At 40.9% G+C, this 14150-nt stretch carries 16 protein-coding genes and 1 pseudogene; 16 read left to right on the forward strand and 1 reads right to left on the reverse strand.

Annotated elements, in window-relative coordinates; all coding sequences use genetic code 11:
- Nucleotides 1–94: 94 nt before the first annotated feature.
- Nucleotides 95–433: a P-II family nitrogen regulator gene (locus HZC45_02445; GenBank protein MBI5682022.1), complete on the reverse strand. Its 339-nt coding sequence runs from the start codon at nt 431–433 to the stop codon at nt 95–97.
- A 400-nt stretch (nt 434–833) separates the two neighbouring features.
- On the opposite strand from HZC45_02445, the gene rpmH reads away from it, so the two are divergent.
- The 16 genes and pseudogenes from rpmH (at nt 834) to HZC45_02525 (ending at nt 14149) form a co-directional block, all read left to right on the forward strand.
- Complete coding sequence (gene rpmH, locus HZC45_02450) at nt 834–986, forward strand: 50S ribosomal protein L34 (protein MBI5682023.1); 153 nt, start codon at nt 834–836, stop codon at nt 984–986.
- Nucleotides 987–996: 10 nt separating this feature from the next.
- Complete coding sequence (gene rnpA / locus HZC45_02455) at nt 997–1344, forward strand: ribonuclease P protein component (GenBank protein MBI5682024.1); 348 nt, start codon at nt 997–999, stop codon at nt 1342–1344.
- The gene (gene yidD / locus HZC45_02460; protein MBI5682025.1) at nt 1337–1549 is read left to right on the forward strand and encodes a membrane protein insertion efficiency factor YidD; all 213 of its coding nucleotides are present in this window, start codon (nt 1337–1339) and stop codon (nt 1547–1549) included. Before rnpA ends, yidD begins: the two co-directional genes overlap by 8 nt.
- Before the next feature lie 175 nt (nt 1550–1724).
- The gene (yidC, locus tag HZC45_02465; protein ID MBI5682026.1) at nt 1725–3317 is read left to right on the forward strand and encodes a membrane protein insertase YidC; all 1593 of its coding nucleotides are present in this window, start codon (nt 1725–1727) and stop codon (nt 3315–3317) included.
- A gap of 40 nt (nt 3318–3357) precedes the next feature.
- On the forward strand, nt 3358–3549 hold the full coding sequence (locus HZC45_02470) for a DUF2065 domain-containing protein (GenBank protein MBI5682027.1): 192 nt from the start codon (nt 3358–3360) through the stop codon (nt 3547–3549).
- Nucleotides 3550–3901: 352 nt separating this feature from the next.
- The gene (gene typA, locus HZC45_02475) at nt 3902–5722 is read left to right on the forward strand and encodes a translational GTPase TypA (protein MBI5682028.1); all 1821 of its coding nucleotides are present in this window, start codon (nt 3902–3904) and stop codon (nt 5720–5722) included.
- A gap of 330 nt (nt 5723–6052) precedes the next feature.
- Nucleotides 6053–6586, forward strand: a complete 534-nt coding sequence (locus HZC45_02480; GenBank protein ID MBI5682029.1) for a DUF177 domain-containing protein — start codon at nt 6053–6055, stop codon at nt 6584–6586.
- A gap of 27 nt (nt 6587–6613) precedes the next feature.
- Nucleotides 6614–6796: a 50S ribosomal protein L32 gene (rpmF, locus tag HZC45_02485; protein ID MBI5682030.1), complete on the forward strand. Its 183-nt coding sequence runs from the start codon at nt 6614–6616 to the stop codon at nt 6794–6796.
- Nucleotides 6797–6801: 5 nt separating this feature from the next.
- The gene (gene plsX, locus HZC45_02490) at nt 6802–7848 is read left to right on the forward strand and encodes a phosphate acyltransferase PlsX (GenBank protein ID MBI5682031.1); all 1047 of its coding nucleotides are present in this window, start codon (nt 6802–6804) and stop codon (nt 7846–7848) included.
- Nucleotides 7849–8841, forward strand: coding sequence for a ketoacyl-ACP synthase III (locus HZC45_02495; protein MBI5682032.1), 993 nt, complete (start codon nt 7849–7851; stop codon nt 8839–8841). It abuts the gene before it with no gap.
- A gap of 1 nt (nt 8842) precedes the next feature.
- Complete coding sequence (gene fabD, locus HZC45_02500) at nt 8843–9823, forward strand: ACP S-malonyltransferase (GenBank protein ID MBI5682033.1); 981 nt, start codon at nt 8843–8845, stop codon at nt 9821–9823.
- Nucleotides 9824–9919: 96 nt separating this feature from the next.
- Nucleotides 9920–10660 carry a 3-oxoacyl-[acyl-carrier-protein] reductase gene (gene fabG, locus HZC45_02505; protein ID MBI5682034.1) on the forward strand — a complete coding sequence of 247 codons (741 nt, stop codon included), beginning with the start codon at nt 9920–9922 and terminating at the stop codon, nt 10658–10660.
- A 185-nt stretch (nt 10661–10845) separates the two neighbouring features.
- Nucleotides 10846–11082, forward strand: coding sequence for an acyl carrier protein (gene acpP, locus HZC45_02510; GenBank protein ID MBI5682035.1), 237 nt, complete (start codon nt 10846–10848; stop codon nt 11080–11082).
- A gap of 115 nt (nt 11083–11197) precedes the next feature.
- On the forward strand, nt 11198–12451 hold the full coding sequence (gene fabF / locus HZC45_02515; protein ID MBI5682036.1) for a beta-ketoacyl-ACP synthase II: 1254 nt from the start codon (nt 11198–11200) through the stop codon (nt 12449–12451).
- Entirely contained in the window at nt 12452–12904 is a 453-nt protein-coding gene (gene rpiB, locus HZC45_02520) for a ribose 5-phosphate isomerase B (GenBank protein ID MBI5682037.1), read from the forward strand. It abuts the gene before it with no gap.
- A gap of 106 nt (nt 12905–13010) precedes the next feature.
- Nucleotides 13011–14149, forward strand: a pseudogene (locus tag HZC45_02525) (serine hydroxymethyltransferase).
- Nucleotide 14150 lies beyond the last annotated feature (1 nt).

Raw genomic sequence — 14150 nt, forward strand, 5'->3', positions numbered from 1 at the left:
AAAGCAGGCAATGGGCTATAGGCAATAGGCTATGGGAATATCGTATTCATTGTTTTCCCTATTGCCCATAGCCTATAGCCTCACACCTGTATTTTTAAATCGCCTCTTCCCCTTTTTCCCCTGTTCTGATTCTCACTGCCTCATCAATAGGTATTATAAATATCTTGCCATCCCCGATTCTTCCCGTCCTTGCAGTATTTGTAATTGCCTCCACAACCTTATGGACAAGTTCCTCTTTAACCACAACCTCTAATTTTATTTTAGGCAAAAAATCCACAACATATTCTGCCCCTCTGTATAGTTCTGTATGCCCCTTCTGCCTTCCAAATCCCTTTACCTCTGAAACAGTTATGCCCTGTATGCCGATTTCGTTCAAAGCCTCTTTTACTTCATCAAGTTTAAAGGGTTTTATTATTGCCTCAATCTTTTTCATGCTGCCCTCCGTTATACCCTGTATTTTCGGCTTCAGAGTTAGCACACCACCTATAAATTGTAAAGAAAATATTCTGATATATCTCTAAATCTTATAAAACAAAGCAATCTTTGTGCCATAAGTATACAAATTTGTAACATACCTTAAATACAGTAAATTGAGAAATAAAATCATATATTACCTAAATTGAGCGATTAAATGGCATTCGCTCAATTTAGGTAATAATAAGGCGGATAGGGTAAAAATTGTGCATACAGTAAACCCTATGCCTATAAAATAGGCAAAATCAAATTACCCAAAATCAAAATCAAAATCAAAATAAAATCAAAATACACTTGACACATGGTTAAATATTATGTTTTACATTATTCTTTGATTTTTTTTAAAAGGAGAGTTTTGCATGAAAAGGACATATCAGCCAAGTAACTTAAAGAGAAAAAGGACACACGGCTTTTTAACAAAGATGGCAACAAAAGGTGGAAGGCTCGTAATCAAAAGAAGAAGGGCAAAGGGGAGAAAGAGGCTTACCCCATCAGTTAGCGTTGCAAAATAATAGGGGTGTTATGAAACCCTGCTCCTTTACCAAGCAAGAAAGGCTGTTAAAAAAACAGGACTTTATAGGTGCGGCATCTAATGGTAAAAGAATCTGGGCAAAAAATTTTACCATATTCATAAAACCGAATGATAAGGGCGTAAGGAGGCTGGGACTTTCCGTAAGCAGGAAGGTCGGCACTGCAGTAAAGAGGAATAGGATAAAGAGGCTGCTGCGGGAATTTTTCAGACTCAACAAAGAACTTTTTCCGTCCTCATCTGACATATCCATATCTGTCAAACAGGGATGTTCTCCTGAAGGTTATAGAGATGTAATGGGGGAACTTACTCCGCTGTTGCTGAAGATAAAACATGGTTAAAGGTATTTTAAAACATATAATAGTCCTTTATCAGAAATACATCTCTCCTTTAAAGCCGCCTTCATGCCGGTTTTATCCAACATGCTCTCATTATGCGGAAGGGGCTGTTGAAAAATATGGGACATTTAAAGGTGCAGGTCTTGCCATAAAAAGGATTTTAAAGTGCCATCCTTTTCATCCCGGCGGATATGACCCCCTGACTTAAAACAAAGCTGATCATACATAACAACATAAAATAAAGCCACATACAAAGCGTCAGAACAAAGAGAGACCAAGGAGCGACGAAGGTGAAGAGTGAGGCGTATTTTTAGCATACGCCGCAACGATGAACCGAGGAGCAACGCAGGTATGCAAAGTTCTGACGCTTTGTATAAAACAAGATGGAAAAAAGGATATTATTAGCAGCAATACTTTCAATAGTTATTCTATTCCTGTATCAGCAGGCAGTAGTCAGATGGATTAGTCCGCCTGTACCAACATCTCAGGAAAAGGGTTTAGAAAAGGCACAGGTTCAGGAGACTAAAGAAAAAACTACAGAAGCCAAAACTCCCGTCTTACAGCAAACAGATGCAATGCCAATTAGTGTGCAATCTTCTGAAGAAAGGTTATTTACTGTTGAAACCCCTCTTTATAAGGCAACTTTCACCAACATCGGCGGCGGATTAAAGGGGTTTGAATTAAAAAAATACAGGGAATCTATTGACAAAACATCAAAGAATGTTGATGTAGTAAAGCCTCTGCCTGTCCCGTTATACTCCCTACAGACAGGGTTGGGAGATAAAGGGCCTGTTCAGTTTACCATGCCTGCAAAAGACATAATGCTCGCCGCCCCCGGCAAGACTGCGAATGTTATACTTTCATGGGAATCACCTGAAGGCATAAGGATAGACAAGAAATATATTTTTTCTGCTGATACATACAATATAAAAATGGAGGTCAGCATATCCAATAAATCAGGGCATGACATAACATCGCCTCTCTCAATAGACCTATTTGCTTCATCAGCCGCTGTAAAGGAAGAAGAGTCATCTTACCATCACGGACCAATCGGTTATCTGGCAGGCAGTATTGACAGGAAGACTATAAAAGACAATGAAGAGATTGCAAAAGGCAGCATAGGCTGGATTGCAATGGAGGATAAGTACTTTATATCCGCCCTTATTCCTGAAGATAAAGAAAACTTTGTATGGACATCCAGCATAAAGCATAAAAACATAGTCCGTTCCAGACTGGATACACCTTTAAACTTGGCATCAAATAATTCAAGTGTAAAAAAATACACCATCTACATAGGACCAAAGGAATATGACATCCTAAAGGGTTTAAAGATTAATCTACAGGAGGCGATTGATTTTGGCTGGTTTGCATTCATGGCATGGCCTTTACTTATTGCCCTTAATTTTCTGTATTCTTTTTTTCACAACTATGGACTTGCTATAATCATCTTGACGATTGTAATAAAAATCCTTTTTCACCCCTTGACTAAACAGAGTCTGAATTCCATGAAGGAGATGCAGAAATTACAGCCGCAGATGGCTGCTGTCCGTGAAAAATATAAGAATGACAAGGAAAAGATGAATAGGGAACTCATGGAGTTGTATAAGAGGAACAAGGTAAATCCTCTTGGCGGATGTCTTCCAATAGTATTACAGATACCTGTGTTTATTGCCCTTTATAATGTCCTTTCCGCCTCTATAGAGATGAGGCATATGCCTTTTATGTTCTGGATTCATGACCTTTCTGCAAAAGACCCGTATTATGTAACACCGATACTTATGGGTGCAACAATGCTCTGGCAGCAGAAGATGACACCTTCAACCATGGACCCCCAGCAGGCAAAAATCATGCTTATTATGCCGGTCGTATTTACATTTATGTTCCTGTCATTCCCATCAGGGTTAGTCCTCTACTGGCTTGTAAATAATGTCCTCTCCATAGCCCAACAGTATCATATTCAGAAGGCAACCAAATAAACTGTTGGTCATTCTACAAAATTTGTGATATAAGAAGATTATGTCTTTTATATTCAGCGTTCTGGGTCTTATGCTTGTGATAGAAGGGCTGCCATACTTTGCCTTTCCATCAAGGGTAAAGGAATGGGCGCTTTCTATGCAGGAGATACCTGATAAAGGGCTCCGTGTTATGGGGCTTATTTCAATGCTCGGCGGACTTGCTTTGGTGTATATTGGCAGAAGGGTTTTATAAGTTAGAGTTTTTAAAATAATATCTCTATTCAGACCTATTAGAGTCGTTTCTCTACTTAAATCCTAAACAATTTGCAGGGCATAGAGCATGGCGCAGAGGGCGTAGAGTAAGAAACTCTTTGCCCTCCGCCCTCTGCTATAAGATTTAGAATTTGTATTTAACCCGAAAAATGCATTTGAATATCTATTACGACTTGAAATCAGCCCTACAGGCTGTGTTGCAGAAAGAGATTTTGACATCGAAATATTCCAATATTCCTTCTGCCAAAATCTTTTCTGCGCCTTGCCTGTAGGGCTCTGCGTCTCATGACGATTTCAACTGCATTTTTCGGGTTAAAGGGGGAGCATTAAATATGTCAAACACCAATATCAGAAACATAGCAATAATCGCCCATGTTGACCATGGCAAGACAACACTTGTTGACGGTCTCTTGAAGCAGAGCGGGACATTCCGTGAAAACCAACAGGTTGAAGAGTGCGTAATGGATTCAAATGCACTTGAACGGGAAAGGGGCATAACCATACTTGCCAAAAACACTGCTGTAAATTATAATGGGTACCACATAAATATTGTTGACACGCCCGGTCATGCGGATTTCGGCGGCGAGGTTGAGAGGATTTTAAAGATGGTTGACGGCACCCTTGTTCTTGTGGACGCAGTTGACGGACCGATGCCGCAGACAAAGTTTGTTGTGTCAAAGGCGCTTAAACTTGGACTCAAACCCATTGTTGTTGTAAACAAGATTGATAGAGATGGGGCAAGACCTGATGTTGTTGTTGACCTGACCTTTGACCTGTTTTGTCAGTTGGGCGCAACTGATGAACAGTTGGACTTCCCGATTATCTATGCCTCGGCAAGAAACGGCTATGCTGTTAAAGACCTCTCTGACCCTAAGGAAAACCTGATACCGCTTTTTGAAACCATTATCGCCTATGTGTCTCCGCCTGGCGGAAATCCTGATGAACCCTTGCAGATGCTCGTAACAAACCTTGAGTATGACAACTACATAGGCAGGATAGCGATAGGAAAAATATCAAACGGCAGGATGAAGGTAGGAACTCCTGTTGCAAGGATTAAGCGGGATGGCACAGCAGAAAAGGGGAGGATTACAAATATCCTTGGTTTTCATGGACTGAAACGGTTTGATATGGAAAACGCATCTGCTGGCGAAATTGTGGCTGTTGCAGGTCTTGAAGATATAGAGATAGGCGAAACCATAGGCGATGCAGAAAACCAAATTGCCCTTCCGTCCATTGATATTGATGAGCCAACTCTTAATGTTGAATTTGTTGTAAATAACTCGCCTTTTGCAGGAAGGGAAGGCAAATTTGTTACTTCAAGACACTTAAGGACAAGGCTTATCAGGGAACTCCGTACAAACATTGCATTAAGGGTTGAGGAGACTGAAAACGGCGATGTATTCAAGGTGTCAGGAAGGGGTGAACTCCACCTTTCTATCCTCATGGAGACAATGCGCAGGGAAGGCTATGAATTTGCTGTATCAAAGCCGCAGGTCATACTAAAAAAGGTTGACGGTCAGACCCTTGAACCTTATGAGCATCTTACAGTGGATGTTGATTCTGCATATCAGGGCGTTGTCATAGAAAAACTAGGCGTAAGGAAAGGCGAGATGCTGAACATGAATACAGGCGCTGACGGAAGGGTCCGGATGGAATACAAAGTCCCTGCAAGGGGCCTGATAGGACTCCAGACAGAACTCATGACAGAGACAAAGGGAACATGCATAATGCACCATAATTTTGACAGTTATGGACCATTTAAGGGCGAAATCCCGTCAAGGGCAAACGGGGTATTGATTTCTATGGAACAAGGAGAGGCAACAGGATATGCGCTCTATAACCTGCTTGACAGGGGCAGGTTCTTTATTGAACCAGGGACAAGGGTCTATGAAGGCATGATTACAGGCATTCATGCAAAGGACAATGATATTGTTGTAAACCCGATGAAGTCTAAAAAACTCACAAACATGCGTGCATCAGGAAGCGATGACAGTATTATACTCCCGCCTGCAATACACTTATCGCTTGAACAGGCGCTTGAATTTATAGCAGAGGATGAACTGGTTGAGATTACGCCAAAATCTATCCGATTAAGAAAAAAGGGTTTGTCTGATAACGAGAGGAAGAGGGCATCGCATTCGCACGGTAAATAAGAAAGGATTGTCGAGTTCTTAGTTGAAATTTTTATAGCAGCTCCTTTTCTTTATAGAATTTTTGGTTACTGTGGATTATTCCATAGAGAAGCCATTTTTTGTGAAGCAATTCACATGTTTTTAGTCCTTGACAAAAGTTAGTCGGCTTCTATATACTTTGAAATCTTTTTTAAACTTCTCTTTACCCCGAAAATACCTTTCTGCTGTCTGACATGCTGGCAAACCTATGATAGACTTAATCAGGTGGCTGCAGGGGGTTTATTCTCCATTTTGCAAAAAGGGGTGAAGCCCCATGTAATCACCCATTAAAAAAAGGGGTGGAAAATTCAGATGAAGGTTAAGACAGAGGATATAAATACAGATGGTTTATGCCTTGATATTGTTGAAGATTTAAGAAAATTTGACACGGCATCAGATGACAGCAGAATCATTCGCTGCCTTTCGCCTGTTAATGCATCTATTCATATAAGAAGGTTCGGAAGCGAAATATATATAGACGGCTTTATAGATGTTGATGTGATACTTAAATGCGTTAGGTGTCTTGATGAGTTTGAATGCCGCATACACTCGGTTTTAAACCGTGTGTTTTTAAAAGATTCTAAAGAAAGACAAAAAGATGGTGAACAGGAACTCTCTAAAGAAGAATTAGATGTAAATTATTATTCGGGTGATGAATTAAATATTTTAGAGATAATTTCAGAGCAGATTATCCTTGACCTGCCTGTCCAACCATTGTGCAGGACTGATTGTATGGGGCTCTGCCCAAAATGTGGAGCAGATTTCAATAAAGGGGAATGCAACTGCACTGAAGAAAGGCATATTGATGCAAGGTTAAAGAAGTTGAAAGAGTTTAAGATAAATTAAAAATTGCTTTTATAAAGGAGACATAAAATGCCAAATCCGAAAAAGAGACATTCCAAAACAAGAAGGAATAAGAGAAGAAGCCACGATGCCCTCATAAGACCTGCTGACTCTATATGTCCGCAATGCGGGGAACATAAACTGCCGCACCATGTCTGTCCTAATTGCGGCACATACAAAGGACGCGAAATAATCAAAAAAGAAGAGGCGTAAATCCTGTGAGAATTGCTGTAGATGCAATGGGCGGAGATTACGCACCTAAAGTTATGGTGGAGGGTGCTGTAATGGCTGCAAAGGAATTGGGCATACCTTCAATCCTTGTGGGTGACAAAACAAGGATTGAGGATGAACTCAACAAGCACAAGTGGGAAGGCTTGCCTATCTCAATAAAGCACGCTTCAGAGGTTGTTGGCATGGATGAATCCCCCGGACATGCAATAAGGAAAAAAAGGGATTCGTCAATAAAGGTGTGTTTTGACCTTGTAAAAAGCGGTGAGGCAAGTGCTGTAATAAGTGCAGGTAATTCAGGTGCAGCAATGGCTGCAGGCATGTTTACTGTAAAGAATCTTAAAGGGGTTGACCGCGCTGCAATTGCTGTTACACTACCCACAATAAAGGATATGGCTTGTGTGCTTGATGTTGGCAGCAATGTTGACTGCAAGCCTCTTCATCTTGTTCAATTTGCCTTGATGGGCAATGTCTATGCAAAATATGTGCTAAAGAAAGACAATCCCAAAATAGGACTTCTTTCAAATGGAGCGGAAGAGGGGAAGGGCAATGAATTAACACGCGCAACGCATGAGATTTTAAAAATAAGTTCCTTAAATTATATCGGCTATATAGAGGGCAGAGACATATTTTACGGAGATGTGGATGTAGTGGTCTGTGATGGTTTTGTCGGGAATGTTGTCCTGAAACTAACAGAAGGGCTTGTTGAGGCGCTTGCATCACTCCTCAAAAAAGAAATAGAAAATAATTTTTTTGCTAAGGCTGGATATATGCTTGGGCAGGGTGCAATAAAAAACTTAAAAAAGAAACTGGATTATTCAGAATACGGAGGTGCGCCGCTTCTAGGTATAGATGGTATATGTATAATAAGCCACGGTGCATCTACTGCCAAGGCAATAAAAAATGCAATACTCCGTGCTGATGAATATTCAAAGGGCAGGGTGAACAGGCATCTGACAGAGGAACTTGAAAAATATCAGGACATAAAAGGCATGGCAGTAAAAAAGACACTAGAGGCTAATAATAGAGAGAGCTAAATGACAAGGTCAAAAATCATAGGGACAGGCTCCTTTGTGCCTGAGAGGATATTGTCAAACCATGACCTTGAAAAGATGGTGGATACCAATGATGACTGGATTATTACAAGGACAGGGATAAACGAAAGACATATTGTAAATGGTGAATCCACTGCAGATATTGCACTTAAGGCAGCAAAAAAGGCGCTAAAATCCGCATCAATTGCCCCCTCTCAAATTGACTTGATTATTGCCGCTACAGTCACATCTGATATGATATTCCCTTCAACTGCATGTTTTCTGCAGTCTCACCTTGGGATTAAAAATAATATACCTGCCTTTGATATATCCGCTGCCTGCTCAGGCTTTTTGTATGCACTTGATGCGGCGGATAGATATATAAAAAGCAGCGGTGCAGAAAAGGTTCTGGTAGTTGGTGTTGATATATTTTCAAAGATTATAGACTGGAACGACCGCAATACCTGCATCCTGTTTGGCGATGGGGCTGGTGCCGTAATCCTGTCTGCTGAAAAAGGCGGTCACGGCATACTCTCAAGTCATTTGTATTCAAATGGGCATTACTGGAAATTATTATATACCCCATCCAACCTCTGCTCAACCCCTTTTAAAGACTTGTTGCATTCTAATTCATGCAGTTCTGAAACACCATATCTTAAAATGGAAGGGAATAAGATCTTTAAACTGGCTGTTCAGTCTATGGGTGAGGCATGTCAGGAAGCTCTTGTAAGCAATCATGTTACAGCAGATGATATAGCATTTCTTATACCGCATCAGGCAAATATAAGGATTATAAGTGCAACGGCTGAAAGGATAGGGGTAAATCAGGAAAGGGTTTTTATAAATGTAGATAAATACGGCAATACCTCTGCTGGTTCAATACCCATTGCTTTGGATGAACTTGCACACAGCGGAAGGTTAAAAAGCGGCGACTTGCTGCTTATGGTTGCATTTGGCGGCGGACTGACATGGGCATCAACACTGGTCAGGTGGTGAGATGAGTCAGGGGTCAGGAGTCAGGGGTCAGGGGTTAAAGACAGAAAAGACTGCGTTTGTCTTTCCTGGTCAGGGTTCGCAATATGTTGGGATGGGACAAGAACTTCTGGCTCGTTTTAGTGCTGCGAGGGGTGTCTTTGAAGAGGCAAGCAGTGTTCTTCATAAGGACATGGTAAAATTATGCACTGAAGGGGATGATGCAAGGCTTAACCTTACAGAAAATACCCAGCCGGCAATACTTACACTCTCTGTTGCATTGTGGCAGGTGCTTAATCAGGAAAACCCTGCTATAATCCCTTTATATCTTGCAGGACACAGTCTTGGCGAGTATACAGCGCTTGTTGTATCAGGAGCAATGAGTTTTAAAGATGCTGTCCGCGTAGTAAATGCAAGGGGAAGGTTTATGCAGGAAGCCGTTCCAGAAAGGGTTGGGGCAATGGCTGCTGTTTTAGGTTTAAATGGCAGTGTTGTGTCAAATATATGCAAAGAGGTGTCCACATTAACTCATGTTGTAGTTGCAGCAAATTTTAACAGCCCTGAACAGACAGTTATATCAGGCAATAAAGAGTCTGTTGAAAAGGCATCTCTCGTAGCCAAAGAAAAGGGGGCAAAAAGGGTTATTCCCCTGCCTGTGAGTGTCCCATCTCATTCACCTTTAATGAACCCTGCTGCAAAGAGACTTAAAGAAGAATTAGCCACTGTAGATATTAAACCCTTAAATACCCCTGTAATAACAAATGTAGAGGCAGAACCTATTACATCTCCTGACAGGGTAAAGGAACTGCTTGTAAGCCAACTCTACAGCCCTGTGAGATGGGTTGATACTATTATAAAAATGAAAGATTTAGGCATAACAAAGATAATAGAAATAGGTCCCAGCAAGGTCTTAACGGGACTTGTAAAACGGATTGACAGTAACATAGAGACAATGAATGTGGAAAAGGCAGAGGATGTAAAGACAGTTGGTGAGTTTAGGAGTTAGGGAGTTAGGGAGTTTTTGCTTTTACTCCTAAACTGTATTTGTATTTACTCTACAACTCCTAAACTCTATAACTCTATAACTTATTCAGGAGGTCTTATGGAACTCAACAATAAAATTGCACTTGTTACAGGTGCTGCACAGGGGATTGGAAAGGTAGTTGCCTTAAAACTTGCGGCAAATGGTGCAAATCTTGCCATATCTGATTTGAATCTTGAAAAACTGAACGAAACTGTTCATGAAATCAAAGAGTTGGGAAGAAATGCCGTTGCAGTAAGGACAAATGTTGCAGATTTTAAAGAGACAGAGGCAATGCTGGAGGAAACCGTCCATAAACTAGGCGGTGTGCATATCCTTGTCAATAATGCAGGTATTACCAGAGACGGACTCCTCCTGCGGATGAAAGAAGAGGACTTTGATGCTGTCCTCTCTGTGAACTTAAAAGGCGTATTTAATTGCACAAAGGCAGCGGTCAAATATATGTCAAAAGAACGGTATGGACGGATAGTGAATATCGCTTCAATTGTTGGTGAGATGGGGAATGCAGGGCAGTCAAACTATGCTGCAAGCAAGGCAGGTGTAATCGGTTTTACAAAAACCGTTGCACGGGAGTTTGCCACAAGAAATATAACATGCAATGCAATAGCACCGGGCTTTATAGAAACTGCAATGACTCAGGCACTTTCTGAAGAGGTGAGAGAAGAACTGGCAAAACAGATACCAATGGGAAGGCTTGGAACACCTGAAGATGTGGCAGATGCTGTGATGTTTCTTGTTGGAAGCGGAAGCGCTTATATAACAGGACAGGTGATAAATGTAAACGGCGGGATGTATATGTAAAAAGACAGGCAATAGGTAATAAATACAGGCAATGGGCAATAGGTGATAGGCAATAGGAAAACCCATAGCCTATAGCCTATCGCCTGCTTTTATCGCCTATAGCCTGTTTCATTACCCTTTGACAACATAACTACTAAAATGATATATGCATAAGCCGTCAAAACAAAAAAACAGGAGGTATTAAAATGTCAGTAGAAAGCAAGGTAAAAAAGATTATCGTTGACCAGTTAGGCGTGAACGAAGAAGAAGTAAACTCAAAGGCATCTTTTGTTGATGACCTTGGGGCAGATTCCCTTGATACTGTTGAGATGGTCATGGCATTTGAAGAGGAGTTTAATATAGAGATACCTGATGAGGATGCTGAGAAGATAAAGACTGTTCAGGATGCTGTTGACTATATAAGCAAAAAGGCAAAGGTGTAAGAAAAGTTAAAGAGTTTAGGAGTTATAGAGTAAATACAAATACAGTTTAGGAGTAAAAGCAAAAACTCCTTAACTCCTCAACTCTATAACTCCTTAACTCTTTTTTGGAGGTTTCTTGGAAAGACGGGTAGTTGTTACAGGTCTGGGTATAGTCAGTCCCCTTGGGATAGGTGTTGATAAGGCATGGGATTCGGTAATAAGCGGTAAATCAGGGATAAGACATATTACCCGATTTGACATACCAAACTTTCCTGTCAGGATTGCAGGTGAGGTGCCTGATTTTAACCCGGAAGAGTTCATAGAAAAAAAAGAGGTTAAAAAGATGGACACCTTTATTCAGTATGCATTAGCAGCAGGTATAATGGCTGCTAAGGACTCTGGCATAGAGATAAAACCTGAAAATGCTGACAGGGTAGGGGTTTATATCGGTTCAGGTATAGGCGGACTGCCAGCCATTGAATACTGGCATAATGTCCTTATGGAAAAGGGACCTGAACGGGTTACACCATTTTTTATCCCAATGGTCCTTATAAATCTTGCATCAGGACAGGTTTCAATGAAACTTGGTGCAAAGGGACCAAATAGTTGTGCTGTTACAGCCTGTGCAACAGGCACACACTCTATAGGTGATGCATATAAACTCATCAAAACCGGAGATGCTGATGCCATGATTGCAGGGGGTACTGAATCAACAATAACCCCATTATCTGTTGCAGGTTTTAATGCAATGAAGGCACTGTCAACAAATAATAATGAGCCGGAAAAGGCATCTAGACCATTTGATAAAAACAGGGACGGCTTTGTAATTGCAGAGGGCGCAGGGGTTCTTGTCCTTGAAGAAATGGAACAGGCAGTGAAAAGGGGTGCAAGGATATATGCTGAGATAATCGGTTATGGAATAAATTCTGATGCCTTTCACATGACAACACCATCACCTGAAGGTGAAGGTGCTGCAAAATGTATATCTTTGGCTTTAAAATCTGCTGCTATAAATCCGGAAGATGTGGATTATATCAATGCACACGGCACATCTACTTATTATAATGACCTTTACGAGACAATGGCAATAAAAAAGGTCTTTAACAGCCATGCCAAAAAACTCGCTGTAAGTTCCACAAAATCAATGACAGGGCATCTTCTCGGTGCAGCAGGTGGTGTAGAGGCAGTTTTTACAACCCTTTCTATTTATCATAAGATACTGCCGCCAACGATAAATTATGAAAACCCTGACCCTGAGTGCGACCTTGATTATGTGCCTAATACTGCAAGAGAAAAAAAAGTGAGTGTTGCAATGTCAAATTCATTTGGTTTTGGCGGCACAAATGCAGTCCTTATATTTAAGAGATTTGAATATGGACGAGGAACTTAAATGGAAAAGATTGCTATTGCCAGCGACCACGGCGGCATAGAACTAAAAGATGATTTAAAAACTTTTTTAACAGAAAAGGGATTTGATGTTGTTGATATGGGGACAAACGGCAATGAATCAGTGGATTATCCTGACTACGGCATCCCTGCTGCGCAAAAGGTCTCAAATGGCGAGATTGAAAAGGCAATACTTATCTGCGGAACAGGCATTGGCATGTCCATTGTCGCAAACAAATTTCCAAATGTCAGGGCAGCGCTTGTAAGCGATGTATATTCTGCAAGGATGGCAAAGGAGCATAATGACTCAAACATCCTTGTAATAGGCGGAAGGATTACAGGCAAGGGGCTTGCAAGAGAGATGGTAAGCGCATGGCTGGAGGCTAAATTTGAAGGCGGCAGACATCAGAAAAGACTTGATAAGATAAGAGAGATTGAAAAGGGATTTAAAAAATAAATTAAAAATTAAATATCAAAAATCAAAATTAAGGAACTTTATTTTTAAATTTTAATCTGTCATTTTGATTTTTGCATTTTGATATTTGACTTCTTTAGAGGTAACAATGTCAACATTAAAAACCTTTGACCCTGAAATATTTGAGGCAATAAGGCTTGAAACTGAACGAGAGGAATATAAACTTGAACTCATTGCCTCTGAAAATATTGTCAGCGATGCTGTATTAGAAGCCCTCGGCAGTGTAATGACAAATAAATATGCCGAAGGCTACCCCGGCAAAAGATATTACGGCGGATGCGAGTTTGTTGATGTTGCAGAAAATCTTGCAATTGAAAGGGCAAAAAAACTCTTTATTTGCGAGCATGTGAATGTCCAGCCGCATTCAGGCTCACAGGCAAATATGGCGGTTTATATGTCCGTCTTAAAACCAGGGGATACGGTTATGGGTATGAACCTCTCTCACGGCGGACACCTTACACACGGAAGCCCTGTAAACTTTTCAGGACAGCTCTATAATATTGTTTTCTATGGCGTCAGGCAGGACAATCACCGCATTGATTATGAGCAGGCAAGAGATTTGGCAAAAACCCATAGACCTAAGATGCTCGTGGTAGGTGCAAGCGCATATCCAAGGATTATAGATTTTAAAATTTTCAGAGAGATTGCAGATGAGGTCGGCGCAGTTATAATGGTTGACATTGCGCATATTGCTGGTCTTGTTATTGCAGGGCTTCATCCAAGCCCTGTTCCTTATGCAGAGTTTGTGACAACAACAACGCATAAAACTTTAAGAGGACCAAGGGGCGGGATGATAATGTGCAAGGCTCTTTATGCAAAGGAACTTGATAAAAAGATATTTCCCGGCATACAGGGCGGACCCCTCATGCATGTAATCGCTGCAAAGGCAGTTGCATTCAAAGAGGCACTGCATCCTTCCTTTACGGAATATCAGAAGATATTACAGGAAAAGAGGCGGAGGATGCCCTTGTAAAGGCAGGCATAACAGTAAATAAAAATACAATACCGTTTGAAACAAAAAGCCCCTTTATCACAAGCGGGATAAGGATTGGAACCCCTGCTGCAACAACAAAAGGCATGAAAGGGCCTGAAATGAAAATCATAGCAGGGTTAATTGATGAGGCGATAAAGGGAAGGAATGATGAGGCAAAACTGTCTTCAATAAAAGGAAAGGTTAAAGAACTCTGCGAGAGATTTCCGTTTTATAAAAATAGGCTGCAAGGATAGT

It is taken from the genome of Deltaproteobacteria bacterium, assembly GCA_016223005.1.
GTDB lineage: Bacteria > Desulfobacterota > GWC2-55-46 > UBA9637 > GWC2-42-11 > JACRPW01.

Bases quoted from the DNA above. Each gene is read 5' to 3' on its own strand.
- HZC45_02445 (MBI5682022.1), bottom strand. From the start codon at position 433: ATGAAAAAGATTGAGGCAATAATAAAACCCTTTAAACTTGATGAAGTA.
- rpmH (MBI5682023.1), top strand. From the start codon at position 834: ATGAAAAGGACATATCAGCCAAGTAACTTAAAGAGAAAAAGGACACAC.
- rnpA (MBI5682024.1), top strand. From the start codon at position 997: ATGAAACCCTGCTCCTTTACCAAGCAAGAAAGGCTGTTAAAAAAACAG.
- yidD (MBI5682025.1), top strand. From the start codon at position 1,337: ATGGTTAAAGGTATTTTAAAACATATAATAGTCCTTTATCAGAAATAC.
- yidC (MBI5682026.1), top strand. From the start codon at position 1,725: ATGGAAAAAAGGATATTATTAGCAGCAATACTTTCAATAGTTATTCTA.
- HZC45_02470 (MBI5682027.1), top strand. From the start codon at position 3,358: ATGTCTTTTATATTCAGCGTTCTGGGTCTTATGCTTGTGATAGAAGGG.
- typA (MBI5682028.1), top strand. From the start codon at position 3,902: ATGTCAAACACCAATATCAGAAACATAGCAATAATCGCCCATGTTGAC.
- HZC45_02480 (MBI5682029.1), top strand. From the start codon at position 6,053: ATGAAGGTTAAGACAGAGGATATAAATACAGATGGTTTATGCCTTGAT.
- rpmF (MBI5682030.1), top strand. From the start codon at position 6,614: ATGCCAAATCCGAAAAAGAGACATTCCAAAACAAGAAGGAATAAGAGA.
- HZC45_02495 (MBI5682032.1), top strand. From the start codon at position 7,849: ATGACAAGGTCAAAAATCATAGGGACAGGCTCCTTTGTGCCTGAGAGG.
- fabD (MBI5682033.1), top strand. From the start codon at position 8,843: ATGAGTCAGGGGTCAGGAGTCAGGGGTCAGGGGTTAAAGACAGAAAAG.
- fabG (MBI5682034.1), top strand. From the start codon at position 9,920: ATGGAACTCAACAATAAAATTGCACTTGTTACAGGTGCTGCACAGGGG.
- acpP (MBI5682035.1), top strand. From the start codon at position 10,846: ATGTCAGTAGAAAGCAAGGTAAAAAAGATTATCGTTGACCAGTTAGGC.
- rpiB (MBI5682037.1), top strand. From the start codon at position 12,452: ATGGAAAAGATTGCTATTGCCAGCGACCACGGCGGCATAGAACTAAAA.